This window comes from Streptomyces sp. P5F9 (assembly GCF_057961495.1).
Genome location: NZ_JBXVPZ010000237.1, coordinates 1 through 14,797 on the forward strand (window position 1 = coordinate 1; position 14,797 = coordinate 14,797).

At 67.6% G+C, this 14,797-nt stretch carries 15 protein-coding genes and 1 pseudogene; 7 read left to right on the forward strand and 9 right to left on the reverse strand.

Annotation, left to right across the window (positions count from 1 at the left end; all coding sequences use genetic code 11):
* From murJ to trxA, 6 genes are all read left to right on the forward strand, one after another.
* Nucleotides 1-1,959: murein biosynthesis integral membrane protein MurJ (gene murJ / locus AC31A1_RS30845; RefSeq protein WP_489656478.1), on the forward strand; the 1,959-nt coding region annotated here is incomplete at its 5' end.
* Nucleotides 1,960-2,077: 118 nt separating this feature from the next.
* Nucleotides 2,078-3,790 (forward strand): protein kinase family protein, encoded by a 1,713-nt coding sequence (locus AC31A1_RS30850; RefSeq protein ID WP_489656479.1) that lies wholly within the window; start codon nt 2,078-2,080, stop codon nt 3,788-3,790.
* Nucleotides 3,791-3,817: 27 nt separating this feature from the next.
* Entirely contained in the window at nt 3,818-4,543 is a 726-nt protein-coding gene (gene sigM / locus AC31A1_RS30855) for an RNA polymerase sigma factor SigM (protein ID WP_489656480.1), read from the forward strand.
* Nucleotides 4,540-5,505 carry an anti-sigma factor family protein gene (locus tag AC31A1_RS30860; RefSeq protein ID WP_489656481.1) on the forward strand — a complete coding sequence of 322 codons (966 nt, stop codon included), beginning with the start codon at nt 4,540-4,542 and terminating at the stop codon, nt 5,503-5,505. The genes sigM and AC31A1_RS30860 overlap by 4 nt, the downstream gene beginning before the upstream one ends.
* Before the next feature lie 172 nt (nt 5,506-5,677).
* A complete protein-coding gene (gene trxB, locus AC31A1_RS30865; protein ID WP_489656482.1) occupies nt 5,678-6,646 on the forward strand; it encodes a thioredoxin-disulfide reductase in 969 nt (322 codons plus the stop codon).
* Nucleotides 6,647-6,688: 42 nt separating this feature from the next.
* Nucleotides 6,689-7,024, forward strand: coding sequence for a thioredoxin (gene trxA / locus AC31A1_RS30870; RefSeq protein WP_489656483.1), 336 nt, complete (start codon nt 6,689-6,691; stop codon nt 7,022-7,024).
* 69 nt (nt 7,025-7,093) lie between these two features.
* Here trxA and AC31A1_RS30875 read toward each other — a convergent pair whose 3' ends face one another.
* The 9 genes from AC31A1_RS30875 to rpmH all read right to left on the reverse strand — a co-directional run bounded on the left by AC31A1_RS30875 (nt 7,094) and on the right by rpmH (nt 14,109).
* On the reverse strand, nt 7,094-7,711 hold the full coding sequence (locus AC31A1_RS30875) for a GNAT family N-acetyltransferase (RefSeq protein WP_393750549.1): 618 nt from the start codon (nt 7,709-7,711) through the stop codon (nt 7,094-7,096).
* 327 nt (nt 7,712-8,038) lie between these two features.
* Nucleotides 8,039-9,130 (reverse strand): ParB/RepB/Spo0J family partition protein, encoded by a 1,092-nt coding sequence (locus tag AC31A1_RS30880; protein ID WP_489656484.1) that lies wholly within the window; start codon nt 9,128-9,130, stop codon nt 8,039-8,041.
* Nucleotides 9,127-10,200, reverse strand: coding sequence for a ParA family protein (locus AC31A1_RS30885; protein WP_489656486.1), 1,074 nt, complete (start codon nt 10,198-10,200; stop codon nt 9,127-9,129). Before AC31A1_RS30885 ends, AC31A1_RS30880 begins: the two co-directional genes overlap by 4 nt.
* 342 nt (nt 10,201-10,542) lie before the next feature.
* Nucleotides 10,543-11,259, reverse strand: a complete 717-nt coding sequence (gene rsmG, locus AC31A1_RS30890; protein ID WP_019055150.1) for a 16S rRNA (guanine(527)-N(7))-methyltransferase RsmG — start codon at nt 11,257-11,259, stop codon at nt 10,543-10,545.
* A 135-nt stretch (nt 11,260-11,394) separates the two neighbouring features.
* Nucleotides 11,395-11,907, reverse strand: a complete 513-nt coding sequence (locus AC31A1_RS30895; protein ID WP_019055151.1) for a Jag family protein — start codon at nt 11,905-11,907, stop codon at nt 11,395-11,397.
* A gap of 16 nt (nt 11,908-11,923) precedes the next feature.
* Nucleotides 11,924-13,225: a membrane protein insertase YidC gene (gene yidC / locus AC31A1_RS30900; protein WP_489656485.1), complete on the reverse strand. Its 1,302-nt coding sequence runs from the start codon at nt 13,223-13,225 to the stop codon at nt 11,924-11,926.
* 3 nt (nt 13,226-13,228) lie between these two features.
* Nucleotides 13,229-13,582, reverse strand: a complete 354-nt coding sequence (gene yidD / locus AC31A1_RS30905) for a membrane protein insertion efficiency factor YidD (RefSeq protein ID WP_019073355.1) — start codon at nt 13,580-13,582, stop codon at nt 13,229-13,231.
* Nucleotides 13,579-13,950: a ribonuclease P protein component gene (gene rnpA / locus AC31A1_RS30910; RefSeq protein ID WP_078532680.1), complete on the reverse strand. Its 372-nt coding sequence runs from the start codon at nt 13,948-13,950 to the stop codon at nt 13,579-13,581. The genes yidD and rnpA overlap by 4 nt, the downstream gene beginning before the upstream one ends.
* Nucleotides 13,951-13,971: 21 nt before the next feature.
* Nucleotides 13,972-14,109: a 50S ribosomal protein L34 gene (gene rpmH / locus AC31A1_RS30915; RefSeq protein WP_006381191.1), complete on the reverse strand. Its 138-nt coding sequence runs from the start codon at nt 14,107-14,109 to the stop codon at nt 13,972-13,974.
* 398 nt (nt 14,110-14,507) lie between these two features.
* On the opposite strand from rpmH, the pseudogene dnaA reads away from it, so the two are divergent.
* A pseudogene (dnaA, locus tag AC31A1_RS30920) lies at nt 14,508-14,797 on the forward strand (chromosomal replication initiator protein DnaA); the annotation flags it as partial.

A 14,797-nucleotide genomic window follows, 5' to 3' on the forward strand; every position in this document is an offset into this window, starting at 1 on the left:
CCCGACCCCCGCGTGTGGGCGCAGACCCCGGCACCCGAGCCGGAGGGCCCGACCCAGTACCTGCCCTACGGCGACGACGCCCGGACGACCCAGTTCGTGGGCGTGGACGACCTGGTTACCGGGGCCGGCGAGGAGCACCACGAGCCGGACGCCTTCGCCCATCTCTTCCGGGACCAGGGCCAGGGCGGCGGACGTCCGCAGATGGACTCCCCGGCGGTCCCCGGCCCGTCCCCGGCACCGCCCTCGGGCCCGGGGCCGATGTCCGACGCAACGATGCAGCTCACTCCTACGGCGCCGGCACCTGCGCCCGCAGCCGCTCCCAAGAAGGGCGGGAAGGCCTCCGGCCTGCTGAAGTCGAGCGCCGTGATGGCGGCGGGCACGATGGTCTCCCGCCTGACGGGGTTCGTCCGCTCTGCACTGATTGTCTCGGCGCTGGGCACGGCTCTCCTCGGCGACACCTTCCAGGTCGCCTACCAGCTGCCGACGATGATCTACATCCTGACCGTCGGCGGCGGCCTCAACTCCGTCTTCGTGCCGCAGCTCGTGCGCGCCATGAAAGAGGACGACGACGACGGCGAGGCATTCGCCAACCGTCTGCTGACCCTGGTCATCGTGGCGCTCGGAGTACTGACCGCGCTAGCGATGTTCGCGGCACCTCTCCTGGTCCGCCTGCTGTCGGTGAAGGTCGCAAGCGACCCCGCGGCCGACAGCGTCGCCATCACCTTCACCCGCTACTTCCTGCCCTCGATCTTCTTCATGGGCATCCACGTGGTGATGGGCCAGATCCTCAACGCCCGCGGCAAGTTCGGCGCGATGATGTGGACCCCGGTCCTCAACAACGTCGTCATCATCGTGACGCTCGTCATGTTCCTCTGGGTGTACGGCACCTCGGCGGACTCCGGCATGGGGGTCCAGAACATCCCGCCGGAGGCCCAACGCCTCCTGGGCATCGGTGTTCTCCTCGGTCTGGTCGTCCAGGCGCTGGCGATGATCCCGTACCTGCGCGAAACAGGGTTCAGGCTGCGGCTGCGGTTCGACTGGAAGGGCCACGGCCTCGGCAAGGCCGCGATGCTCGCCAAGTGGACCGTCCTCTTCGTCCTCGCGAACCAGGCGGGTGCCCTCGTGGTCACCCAGCTCGCCACCGCGTCGGTCGCGGACACGAACATCGCCGGAACCGGATTCAGCGCCTACGCCAACGCCCAGCTCATCTGGGGTCTGCCGCAGGCCATCATCACGGTGTCCCTCATGGCCGCCCTGCTGCCGCGCATCTCCCGCTCGGCCGCCGAGGGAGACGGCGGAGCTGTCCGCGACGACATCTCCCAGGGTCTGCGCACGACCGCCGTCGCGATCGTGCCGATCGCCTTCGGCCTGCTCGCCCTCGGCATCCCGATGTGCACCCTGATCTTCGGCTCCTCGGGTACCGGCGCGGCCACCAACATGGGCTTCATGCTGATGGCCTTCGCCCTCGGCCTGATCCCGTACTCGGTGCAGTACGTCGTCCTGCGTGCCTTCTACGCCTACGAGGACACCCGCACGCCCTTCTACAACACCGTCATCGTGGCCGCGGTCAACGCGGGTGCCTCGGCGGTCTGTTACTTCGTGCTCCCGGCCCGCTGGGCCGTGGTAGGCATGGCGGCCTCGTACGGCCTCGCGTACGCGACCGGTGTCGGTGTCGCCTGGAACCGGCTGCGCAAGCGGCTGAACGGCGACCTGGACGGCGCTCGCGTGCTGCGGACGTACGCTCGGCTCAGCATCGCCTCCGTGCCGGCCGCACTGCTCAGTGGTGCGGCTTGCTACGGGATCGGTCATACGCTCGGCCAGGGGGTCGTCGGCTCGTTCGCCGCCCTCCTGGTGGGTGGTGCCGTACTGCTCGGAATCTTCTACGTCGCGGCCCGACGCATGCGCATCGAGGAGCTCAACTCCCTCGTGGGCATGGTGCGCGGGCGCTTGGGGCGTTGAGGCGGGGGCACACGCACAACCATCGTCCGCCGCTGTGTGTCGTGCATAGCGGCAGACTGTGGGCACAATTGGTTTCGGCGTCGAACAGCGTGCAACGGATGGGGAGGCAGGAGCGACGGTGGCGGAACGGAGCACGGCTGCCGTCGACGTGGCAGACAACAGCGGCGACGAGCCGCTGACCGCCAAGGCGGACCAGTCCACGGCCGACGGGGTGGCCCAGAACCCGGAGCGGGACACGGAGAGCGACAAGGCACAGGGGAGCGGCGGGATCGAGGAAACCGAGAAGGTCTCGCCTCCCGAACTGCACAGCGGTCACAAGCTCGCCAGACGCTATCGCCTCGAAGAGTGCGTCACCCGTCTGGACGGCTTCAGCAGTTGGCGCGCGGTGGACGAGAAACTCCGTCGTGCCGTCGGCGTCCACATCCTGCCCGCGGACCATGCGAGAGCCCGCTCCGTGCTGGCCGCCGCCCGTTCCTCGGCGCTGCTGGGTGATCCCCGTTTCGTCCAGGTCCTGGACGCCGTGGAGGAGAACGACCTCGTCTACGTCGTCCACGAATGGCTGCCCGACGCCACGGAACTGACGGCGCTTCTGGCTCCCGGCCCGCTGGAGGTGCACGACGCCTACCAGATGGTCAGTCAGATCGCCTCGGCCATGGCCGCCGCGCACCGCGAGGGCCTCGCCCATCTGCGCCTGAACCCGAACGCGGTGCTGCGCACGTCGTCCGGTCAGTGGCGCATCCGCGGTCTGGCCGTCAACGCCGCGCTGCGCGGCATCAGTTCGGACAGCCCGCAGCGCACGGACACGGAGGCGGTCGGCGCCCTGCTGTACGCGGCGCTCACCCAGCGCTGGCCGTACGAGAGCGACGCCTACGGCCTGTCCGGGCTGCCCAAGGGTGTCGGTCTCATCGCCCCCGACCAGGTGCGTGCGGGGGTCCACCGCGGTCTGTCGGAGCTCGCCATGCGTGCGCTCGTCAACGACGGTGCCACGGCCTCCCGGCACGAGTCGGCGTGCACCACGCCGGAGGAGCTGGTGAAGGCGATCGGCGAGATGCCCCGCATCCGCCCGCCGGAGCCCGCGTTCACCGCACCGCCCGAGTACCAGCGCACGACGTACCAGCAGGGCACGTACGGCCGCCCGTCGCCGCCCGGTGCCACCCAGGTTCCGCCGACCCCACCGCCCCCGCTGCAGAGTCGCACCGGCAAGGCCCTCAAATGGGCCGTGTCCGCACTGCTGATCGCCGCGCTGGGCCTGGGCAGTTGGCAGCTCGCGGACGCGCTCATGGACCAGGGCAACAAGTCCGAGGACACGAAGCAGACGCAGACGACGGACGGGAACGACAAGAGCGGCGACAAGACCAAGCCGCTCAAGACGCTCGCGATCCAGGGCGCCCAGGAGTTCGTGGCGAAGGGCGACGCCCAGCATCCGAACGACGTCGACAAGACCTATGACGGCAAGGCATCGACGTACTGGCGGACCTCCAGCTTCATAGGGGGCCCGGTGCTCGCGCCGTACAAACCTGGCGTGGGCATCGTCTACGACCTCGGTTCGGCCCAGACCGTCTCCACGGTGACCATAGGGCTCTACTACAGCGGCGATCACACAACGGTGAAGCTCTACGCGGCTGATTCGCTGTCGCCCTCCTCGCTGGACTCCATGACGCAGATCGGCAACGTCACCACGACCGGTACCAGTGCGACGGTGAAGGTCACCAAGCAGGTGAAGAGCCGGTACGTTCTTGTCTGGCTCACCGCTCTGCCGCACGCGGACAGCGACCAGTACAGCGACGCCGGCTACAAGCAGGCCATCACCGACGTGAAGTTCACGGGCTGACGTCTCACCGGAGGGGGAGGGGGTCCGATGGCGGAAGGCGCCGGATACGACGGAACGAGCGATCAGGATCTGCTCGCCCGCCATGTCGAAGGCGACCCGGACGCTTTCGGTGAACTCGTACGGCGGCACCGGGACCGGCTCTGGGCCGTGGCCCTGCGCACGCTGGGGGACCGAGAGGAGGCCGCTGACGCGGTCCAGGACGCCCTCGTCTCCGCCTACCGCGCCGCCCACACCTTCCGCGGCCAGTCGGCCGTCACGACCTGGCTGCACCGCATCACGGTGAACGCCTGCCTGGACCGCGCCCGCAAGGCCGCCTCCAGAAAGACGTCTCCGGTCGACGACACCGAGCGCCTGGAACAGCTCCTGGAACCGCATGAGTCGGCTTCGGCTCCCGCGGAGCGCAACGACCTGCACCGCCAACTGCTGGAAGCCCTGGGGACCCTCCCGCCCGACCAGCGCGCCGCCCTCGTTCTCGTGGACATGCAGGGCTACCCCGTCGCGGAGGCCGCCCGCATGCTCGATGTGCCGACCGGCACGGTGAAGAGCCGCTGCGCCCGCGGAAGAGCCAGACTGCTGCCGCTGCTCACCCATCTACGGCCGGAAAGAGCCGGTGACGGCAAGGAACCGGGCGCTGGACGGAACCGGGCGCAGGGGACATCCGTCCCACCGGCAGCGGGACCACACGACGGAGGTCCCAAGGATGCAGGGCCGAGCGATTCAGCTGCTGTGAAGGGCGGAGGTGGGCGAGCGTGACATCCACGACAGACGCGGCCGGGCACCCGGACGTCGCGGAGATCTCCGACCTCACCGAGGGCCTTCTCCCGCCGTCCAGGGGTGCCGAGGTACGACGGCATCTGGACGGGTGCGAACTCTGTGCGGACGTCCATGACTCGTTGGAGGAGATCCGGGGTTTGCTGGGCAGCATGCCCGGCCCTCCGCGCATGCCCGCCGAGGTCGCGGGCCGTATCGACGCAGCCCTCGCCGCAGAGGCCCTGCTGGGCTCCGCCGCCCCCGAGTCCCTGGCCGCGCCGACATTGGTGAGCGCGTCCCGAGCCGCATCGGGCGAGGACAGCGGGCACAACGAGACGCATGTTTCACGTGAAACATCGCCTACGGCGGATCGCCCGTCAGGACACGCACACGCGGCGACCGGTCCCGGACGCAACAAGGAACGCAAGGAGCGGAACCGCGGCGGACGTCGCGGCAGGATCGTCCTGGGAGCCGTGTTCACCGCGGCCGTTCTGGGAGCCGGCTCTCTGTTCATCCAGTCGCTGGGCGACCACACGTCGTCCGACACGGCTCAGGGGAACCCGACCAGCTCTGCGGACACCTTCTCCAAGGGGAAGCTGGAGAGCGAGGTCTCGGGTCTCCTCTCCACCAAGTCGTCCACGAGTCAGGGCTCCAACAGTGAGAAGCCCTGGAACGTCGCGTCCGACCCCGGCGGTGCGGAGTCTTCCACCAAGACTCCCAAAACCCTGATCCAACCGTCCGGCTCCATCCCGGACTGCATCCGGCAGGGCGTCGATCGTGGCAACACAGATGTCCTCGCTTTCAAGAAGGGCACCTACAACGGGACCGCCGCCTATCTCGTGGTGCTCCCCGACGCCTCCGACAACAGCCGGGTCACGGCCTACGTCGTCGACGCTGCCTGCGTGAGCCGCCAGACATCCACTCCTGGCAAGGTTCTTCTGACGCGGTCGTTCCCGCATTCCTGACTCCGGACTCCTCCTCTCCCTCCGCCGTGGCGATCCCCTGCCGCCCGGCGTCTCCGTGTGCCCGGACACAGCGGGAATGCGGGCCCCGTAGGATCCGTTGGGTGGTGTGGAGGCTCCGACAGGGGGCTCCCGCCGGTCGTACTGACGCAGTCCAGAGACGAGGAACCAAGCCGTGAGCGACGTCCGAAACGTGATCATCATCGGCTCCGGGCCCGCCGGCTACACGGCGGCGCTCTACACCGCGCGCGCGTCGCTGAAGCCGCTGGTGTTCGAAGGCGCTGTCACCGCTGGTGGCGCGCTGATGAACACCACCGAGGTCGAGAACTTCCCGGGCTTCCAGGACGGCATCATGGGCCCCGAGCTCATGGACAACATGCGCGCCCAGGCCGAGCGCTTCGGTGCCGAGCTGATCCCGGACGACGTGGTCTCCGTCGACCTGACCGGTGAGATCAAGACCGTCACGGACACCTCGGGCACCGTCCACCAAGCGAAGGCTGTCATCGTCACCACCGGCTCCCAGCACCGCAAGCTGGGCCTGCCGAACGAGGATGCGCTCTCCGGCCGGGGTGTCTCCTGGTGTGCCACCTGTGACGGGTTCTTCTTCAAGGACCAGGACATCGCCGTCATCGGTGGTGGCGACACGGCGATGGAGGAGGCGACCTTCCTCTCCCGGTTCGCCAAGTCCGTGACGATCGTCCACCGCCGGGACACCCTGCGTGCCTCCAAGGCCATGCAGGAACGCGCCTTCGCCGACCCGAAGATCAAGTTCGTCTGGGACAGCGAGGTCGCCGAGATCGAGGGCGACCCCAAGCTCGCCGGCCTCAAGCTGCGCAACCTGAAGACCGGGGAACTCTCGGACCTGGCGGTGACGGGGCTCTTCATCGCGATCGGCCACGACCCCCGCACAGAGCTCTTCAAGGGCCAGCTGGACCTGGACGGGGAGGGCTACCTGAAGGTCGAAGCGCCCTCGACCCGCACCAACCTGACCGGTGTATTCGGCGCCGGTGACGTCGTCGACCACACCTACCGCCAGGCGATCACCGCTGCCGGTACCGGATGCTCCGCCGCTCTGGACGCCGAGCGTTTCCTCGCCGCTCTCGCGGACGAGGAGAAGGCGGAGCCCGAGAAGACCACCGTCTGACCCCCATCCTCCCCACCGCACGATCAAGTTAAGGAGCCCGCCGTGGCCGGCACTCTGAAGAATGTGACCGACGCTTCCTTCGACGAGGACGTCCTCAAGAGCGACAAGCCCGTCCTGGTGGACTTCTGGGCTTCCTGGTGCGGTCCGTGCCGCCAGATCGCTCCGTCCCTCGAAGCCATCGCCGCCGAGCACGGCGACTCGATCGAGATCGTCAAGCTCAACATCGACGAGAACCCGGCGACGGCCGCCCGGTACGGCGTCATGTCCATCCCGACCCTGAACGTCTACCAGGGTGGCGAGGTCGCCAAGACCATCGTCGGCGCCAAGCCGAAGGCCGCGATCCTTCGCGACCTCGACGAGTTCATCGCCAGCAAGTGATGTTTCACGTGAAACCGTGTTTCACGTGAAACACGAAGGGGCCGACTCTCCGGAGTCGGCCCCTTCGCTTTAGAGCGGTCGAAGCGCTGGTTCCTTCTGTACGGCTCCCAGCAACCGGTCGAGCGCCATCTCCACGTCTTCCTTCCAGGAGAGCGTCGTACGCAGCTCCAGCCTCAGCCGTGGATAGGCGGGATGCTGACGGACCGTCTTGAAGCCCACGGCGAGCAGATGGTCGGCGGGCAGGACGCAGGCGGCCTCTTTCGCATGGGCATCGCCGAATGCCTCGATCGCCTTGAAGCCGCGCCGCAACAGATCCTTGGCCACCGTCTGCACCATGACCCGGCCCAGTCCCTGCCCCTGGTAGCCCGGCATGATGAACGACGTCATCAGCTGCACGGCGTCCGGTGACACAGGGCTCGTGGGAAACGCCGTCGAGCGGGGGACGTAGGCAGGAGGCGCGTAGAGGACGAAGCCCACCGGCACGTCATCGACGTAGACGACGCGGCCGCAGGAGCCCCAGTCCAGGAGGACTGCGGAGATCCAGGCTTCCTTCTCCAGGGCCGCTGTGCCCGCCTTTACCGCGGCTTGCCCGCTGACGGGGTCCAGCTCCCAGAAGACGCACGACTGACAACGGTTGGGAATGTCCGGGAGGTTGTCCAGCGTGAGCGGTACGAGCCGACGCCCCATGAAGGCTGATCCTCGCTTCCTTCGCTCGCAGCGCCACGGGCAGCTGTCAGAGCACTGCGTTCCCTGAGCAGACTGCCGACGAACCCGCCGACCGCCCCCAAGCCCAGACCCACGCTCAGCAGTCCGGTGCGGCTCACCGTTCGCATGGCCCCCGCCTCCCCTAAGAGGTGCTGCCAGGTGGATGCGCCATACCCAAACGCATCGTATCGATGATGCGATTGCATCGATACCGACAGAAAGCAAAGAGCGGGCCGCGTTCCGGTACACACCGGACACGGCCCGCTCTGCTGGTCGGACGGACAGGACGCCTGCCGTCGGCAGGACGGCTCAGGCCTCGTCCTCCGAGTCGTCGTCCAGCAGACTCCGCTGCAGGACCGGACCCTCGCCCGGAGCCAGCGAACCGAGGATCCGCTCAAGGTCCTCCATCGAGGCGAACTCGACAGTGATCTTGCCCTTCTTCTGGCCCAGGTCGACCTTCACCCGGGTCTCGAACCGATCCGAGAGACGCGTGGCGAGGTCGGACAGCGCCGGGGAGACCAGGGCGCCGGCCCGCGGCCCCTTGGAGCGCTGAGCCGTCTGGGGCCGCGAACCCATCAGGGTCACGATCTCCTCGACGGCACGGACCGAGAGCCCCTCGGCCACGATCCGGTGGGCCAGCCGGTCCTGCTCCTCCGAGTCATCAACGGAGAGCAGCGCCCGGGCGTGGCCAGCGGAGAGGACTCCGGCGGCGACACGGCGCTGGACCGAGGGCGAGAGCTTCAGCAGACGCAGGGTGTTGGAGACCTGTGGACGCGAACGTCCGATGCGGTCCGCCAGCTGGTCGTGCGTGCAGTTGAAGTCCTTGAGCAACTGGTCGTAGGCGGCCGCCTCTTCGAGCGGGTTCAGCTGGGCGCGGTGCAGGTTCTCCAGGAGGGCGTCCAGGAGAAGCTTCTCGTCGTCCGTGGCCCGCACGATCGCCGGGATCGCCTCCAGGCCGGCCTCACGGCAGGCCCGCCAGCGCCGCTCGCCCATGATGAGCTCGTAGCTCGTCGGGCCGATCTGCCGTACGACGACAGGCTGGAGGAGGCCGACCTCCTTGATGGAGGTGACGAGCTCTTGCAGCGCGTCCTCGTCGAAGACCTCACGCGGCTGGCGCGAGTTCGGCGTGATGGAGTCGAGAGGCAGCTCGGCGAAGTGGGCACCGATGGGAGGCGCGAACGTCTCCACGGCGCCGTTCGACGACGGCTCCTCCATGTCGTAGGAAACCGGCGGCAGGGTGGTGACCTTCGCCGCGGCCACCCCCCGGTCGCCGGTGATGACCGGAACAGCCGTCTGGGAGGCGGAACCCATGGCAGCCGGAGCCACCGTCTTCTCCCCGGTCGGGGCTGCGGGGATCAGTGCGCCGAGCCCACGGCCCAAACCCCTCCGTCGCTCGCTCACTGGATGCCCTCCACCATGCTCTGGTCGCTCTGAGCGCCGATGTGCGCATGCGGTGCGTCATAGCTGACGCCCACACCCTTCAGCGCGATTTCCCTTGCTGCCTCAAAGTAGGAGAGGGCACCGCTCGATCCGGGATCGTAGGTCAGTACCGTCTGCCCGTAACTCGGCGCCTCGGAGATACGGACCGAGCGGGGAATGCTCGTCCGCAGCACCTCGTCGCCGAAGTGGCTGCGCACCTCGTCCGCGACCTGGGACGCGAGACGCGTCCGGCCGTCGTACATGGTGAGCAGGATGGTCGACACATGCAGGTTGGGGTTGAGGTGTCCCCGAACCAGGTCGACGTTGCGGAGCAACTGTCCGAGGCCTTCCAGTGCGTAGTACTCGCACTGGATCGGGATGAGGACCTCCGCGCCGGCGACCAACGCGTTGACCGTCAGCAGGCCGAGTGAGGGCGGACAGTCGATGAGGATGTAATCCAGCGGCTGCTCGTAGGCCTGAATCGCCCGCTGCAGTCTGCTCTCTCTCGCCACCAGGGACACCAGCTCGATCTCCGCACCGGCGAGATCGATCGTGGCAGGGGCACAGAAGAGACCCTCGACATCGGGGACCGGCTGCACGACCTCGGAGAGAGGCCGGCTGTCGACCAACACGTCATAGATGGAAGGGACTTCCGCGTGGTGGTCGATCCCCAGTGCCGTGGACGCGTTGCCCTGTGGGTCGAGGTCGACCACCAGAACACGGGCACCGTGCAGTGCCAGCGAAGCGGCAAGATTGACGGTCGTCGTCGTCTTACCCACCCCGCCCTTCTGGTTGGCGACGACCATGATGCGGGTCTGCTCAGGGCGTGGCAGGCCCTCGCCGGCACGACCTAGGGCTTCCACCGCCAGTTGGGCAGCACGACCGATGGGAGTGTCGTCCATAGGGGGCAGTGTTTCACGTGAAACATCCTCCCCCGTCGACTCGGTACGGGGACCGGGGACCGGATCGGTCATCGGTCCCGCGATGTTGGCGTCGGACCGCAAGGATTCACTCTCCTCGACTTCAGGCTCGCAATGAACAGAGCCTCCCATGTCTTCAGGGTCGTGAACCAGTGAGGCCTGTTGTTCTGTGGAGAATTCCACCTCTGTGGACAACTCCGTGCCCTCTCCGAGTGATCCGAGAGGCTTCCGGTCGCGGGGTTCGGCCGCGGCGCGGGTGCGACCGATGATGCCGTGCAGCAGTGAGCGACGTTTCACGTGAAACACGATGCACAGCCGCCGAGGCCGAACTGTCGGCGACACTCCGGCATGAGTAGGTTTGGCAGCTTGTGTGGAGTAAGTCTCGTTCTCAGGACGGATCAGCGATGCCCTTCACGCGCTGACACCGACGTACCTCCAGCGCTGAGACCGACCCGCCCCAGCGCTGACACAGCCTCAACGACGCCGACGTGTACGGCCCGTACGAGCCGCCTTGGCCCGCTTCGCCGCGAAACGAACCCCGCCGGGGCTCTCTCCGACCTCGACACGCACCACCGTGGACAGCGGATCGACGATGCCTTCGCCGACATGCAGGATGGACGTCTCCACGGCTCCGAGCTTGCTGAGCACGGTCCCCGCACTCTTGAGCTCCTCCTCGGCCGTGTCCCCCTTGAGGGCGAGCATCTCGCCGTAGGGACGCAGCAGCGGGATCCCCCAGGTGGCCAGTCGCTCCAGCGGAGCCACCGCCCGGGCTGTCACCACATGGACCGGCTGCAGGGTGCCCATGACCTCCTCGGCGCGCCCTCGCACGACGGTGACGTGGTCGAGGCCCAGGAGTTCGACGACCTCGGTGAGGAAGGTCGTACGGCGGAGCAGCGGTTCGAGCAGGGTGATCTTGATGTCCTCACGGACCAGGGCCAGGGGAATGCCCGGGAGGCCGGCGCCGGAGCCGACATCGCAGACCGTCACTCCGTCCGGCACGACCTCCGAGAGGACCGCGCAGTTCAACAGGTGCCGTTCCCACAGGCGGGGCACCTCACGTGGGCCGATCAGACCGCGCTGCACACCCGCGTCGGCGAGCAGCTCGGCGTACCGGACCGCGTCCTCGAAGCGATCGCCGAACACCTCGCGCGCCTGCTCGGGCGCAGGGGGAAGCTCCGCTGCCTCCGTCACGGGGGACCGTCCTTCCGTACCGCAAAAGCGCATTGGGCGCTGACCACCAGGACCACCAGAACTACAGGACTATCAGGCTGACAAAGTTCGGCCCCGTCTGATCGACAGACGGGGCCGGTGGAACATCGGGACCGATCAGGCGGGAAGCACGACGACGAAGCGCTGCGGCTCCTCGCCCTCCGACTCGCTGCGCAGTCCCGCGGCCTTGACCGCGTCGTGCACGACCTTGCGCTCGAACGGGGTCATCGGGTTCAGCTTCACCGGCTCGCCGGTGTTCTTCACGTCGGCCGCGGCCTTGGCACCCAGCTCGGAGAGCTCGGTGCGCTTCTTGGCACGGTAGCCCGCGATGTCCAGCATCAGCCGACTGCGGTCCCCGGTCTCCCGGTGCACGGCCAGGCGGGTGAGCTCCTGGAGTGCTTCCAGCACCTCACCGTCACGGCCGACAAGCTTCTGGAGATCACGGCCGCTGCTGTCGCTGATGATCGAGACAGCGGCGCGGTCGGCCTCGACATCCATGTCGATGTCGCCGTCGAGATCGGCGATGTCCAGCAGACCCTCAAGGTAGTCCGCCGCGATCTCGCCCTCCTGCTCCAGGCGGGACAGGGTGTCTGCACCCTCGGCAGCGGCGGAGGTGGTGCCTTCCGTCACGGGATGGACTCCTTCTTTACTTCTTGGACGGGGACTTGGGCCGCTGCGGACCCTTGCGCTGTCCGGACTGGGCCTTGCTGCGGGTACCGCCGGCCGGCTTCGGGGCGGGCTTCTTCGCGGCGGTGGCGGGCTTGGCGTCCTCGGGCTCGTCCGACTTGCTCAGCGAGGTCTTCGGCTCGTCGGCATCGTCGTCCGCGTGCTCAGCGCTGTCGTCGGCCGCCTTCGCGGCGGCGGACTGGCGCTGGGCCTTGGTCTGCCGCTTGGGCTGCTGACGCCTGGGAGTGGCCGGGGTCGTCGTCGTACCGTCCTCGGACTCCACGGCCGCGCTCTCGCCCTTCACCACAGTGCCGTCCGGCTGGGCCACGAGGCCCACCTTGGTGAGGCTGTTGATGAACTTGCGCTCGAACTCGTTGCGGTCACGGCCCTTGGAGACGATCGCCTTGACGATGGCCTTCTCGCCCCGGCTGCGGGTCTTCTCGTGGTGCGTGACGTGCTTGGTCAGGCGCTCCAGGTAAGCGGCCTGGGCCTTGGAACCCGGGGTCGGGTTGTTGTGGATGACGTACATCTGCTGGCCCATGGTCCACACGTTGGTGGTCAGCCAGTAGACGAGGACACCGACGGGGAAGTTGATGCCGAAGATGGCGAACATGACCGGGAAGACGTACATCAGCATCTTCTGCTGCTGCATGAACGGCGTCTTCACCGTGGTGTCGACGTTCTTCGTCATCAGCTGGCGCTGCGTGTAGAACTGCGACGCCGACATCATCACGATCATGATCGCGGTGACAACCCGGACGTCGGTCAGCGTGGCACCGAGCGCCTCGACCTTGCTGCTGCCGTCCGTGAACTTCGCGGCCAGCGGAGCACCGAAGATGTGCGCCTTACGCGCGCTGGCGAGCAGCGAGTCGTTGATGACGCCGATCGTCGAGCCCGTCGCGATGCCGTTGAGCACGTGGTACAGGGCGAAGAAGAACGGGGACTGCGCCAGGATGGGAAGGCACGAGGAGAGCGGGTTGGTACCCGACTCCTTGTACAGCTTCATCATCTCTTCGGACTGACGCTGCTTGTCGTTCTTGTAGCGTTCCTGGATCTTCTTCATCTCGGGCTGCAGGGTCTGCATGGCCCGGGTCGCCTTGATCTGCTTCACGAAGAGCGGGATCAGACAGATGCGGATCAGGATCACCAGGGACACGATGGACAGGCCCCAGGCCCAGCCCGTGTCGGGACCGAAAACCTTCCCGTACACCGAGTGGAACTGGACGATGACCCAAGAAACGGGTGTCGTGATGAAGCTGAAAAGACTGGCAATCGTGTCCACTAATCATGCTCCTTGGGCATGGGACGGTGTCTCTGCGGCCGGGCTCGAAGGACTCAGCCCTTCAGTGGCCGTTTCGGCGGCGGAGGTCCCGCCCTTGTCTGCGCGCCGTGCGCCCCGCAGCATCTCGTGCCACCGCGGACGCTTGCGCGGTGGGACATGGTCCACACCGCCGAGCGACCACGGGTTGCAGCGCAGGATGCGCCAGGCCGTGAGCGCCGTGCCCTTGATCGCGCCGTGCCGGTCTATGGCCGTATAGCCGTAGTGGGAGCACGACGGGTAGTACTTGCAGACCGGCCCGAGCAAAGGACTGATCGTCCACTGGTAGAGCTTGATCAGCGCCAGTAGTGGGTACTTCATCGCGCGCCCCCTCCCAGCAGCCGCTGAACGGCGGCATCCAGGTCTTGGGCCAGCTGTGCATGGTCGGCGTCGCCCGCTCCGGGCAGCGCTCGTACGACTACCAGGCTACCGGGGGGAAACAGGGCGACTCGCTCGCGCATCAGATGACGGAGTCTGCGCTTCACCTTGTTGCGTACCACGGCGCCGCCCACCGCCTTGCTGACGACGAAACCCGCACGCGTCGGGGGAGCGCTCTCCCCTGGCGCGTGCGGGTCCGTGGCACCGCTACGAAAGTGGACGACGAGAAGCGGGCGGCCGGCCCGGCGACCCCGTCGTACCGCGGTCGCGAAGTCTTCGCGCCGCCTCAGCCGATGCTCGGTAGGCAGCACGACGTCATGACCTGATCGGGATCAGGCGGACAGGCTGGCGCGACCCTTGCCACGACGGTTCGCGAGAATCGCGCGACCGGCACGGGTACGCATCCGCAGGCGGAAGCCGTGGGTCTTGGCACGACGACGGTTGTTCGGCTGGAAGGTGCGCTTGCTCACGAGGGGGCTCCAGAAATAAATCGGTGGTGGCGGGTGCCGTCCTGGCTGTCACCGTGCGCCCACGAGTAGCTCGCAGTTACGCCCGAGTGCACCGCTTCCCGATCACCTCGAAGCGATCTGTGCCCATCGGAGGCAGGCGGCAGCAGCCATCGACAACTCGACCTGGTCACGGTACGCGGGGCTACGCCATCCGGTCAAACCAGCGGTCACGAGGAGACACTATCCACAGGCTGGGGACAACAACTTGAACCGCACCCGTCGCCCTGACTACCGTGGCTGGACTCCGATTCGTTCCTTTGTCCCCCGCCCCACACCTTTTTCCCGAGCGCCCCACCCGATGTACATCCCGTCCCGTCCGCGAACCACACGTTCGTGGGACCCGTGAGAGAGCGTGCCCTGTGGCTGACGTACCTGCCGATCTTGCCGCAGTGTGGCCACGAGTGCTGGAGCAACTTCTCGGTGAGGGGCGTGGGCAGGGTGTCGAGACCAAGGACGAGCACTGGATCCGGCGCTGCCAGCCCCTGGCACTCGTCGCCGACACAGCCTTGCTCGCCGTACCGAACGAGTTTGCGAAAGGCGTCCTCGAAGGCCGCCTCGCCCCGATCGTCAGCGAGACGCTGAGCCGCGAGTGCGGCCGGCCGATCCGCATCGCGATCACCGTCGACGACTCCGCCGGCGAGCCCCCCGG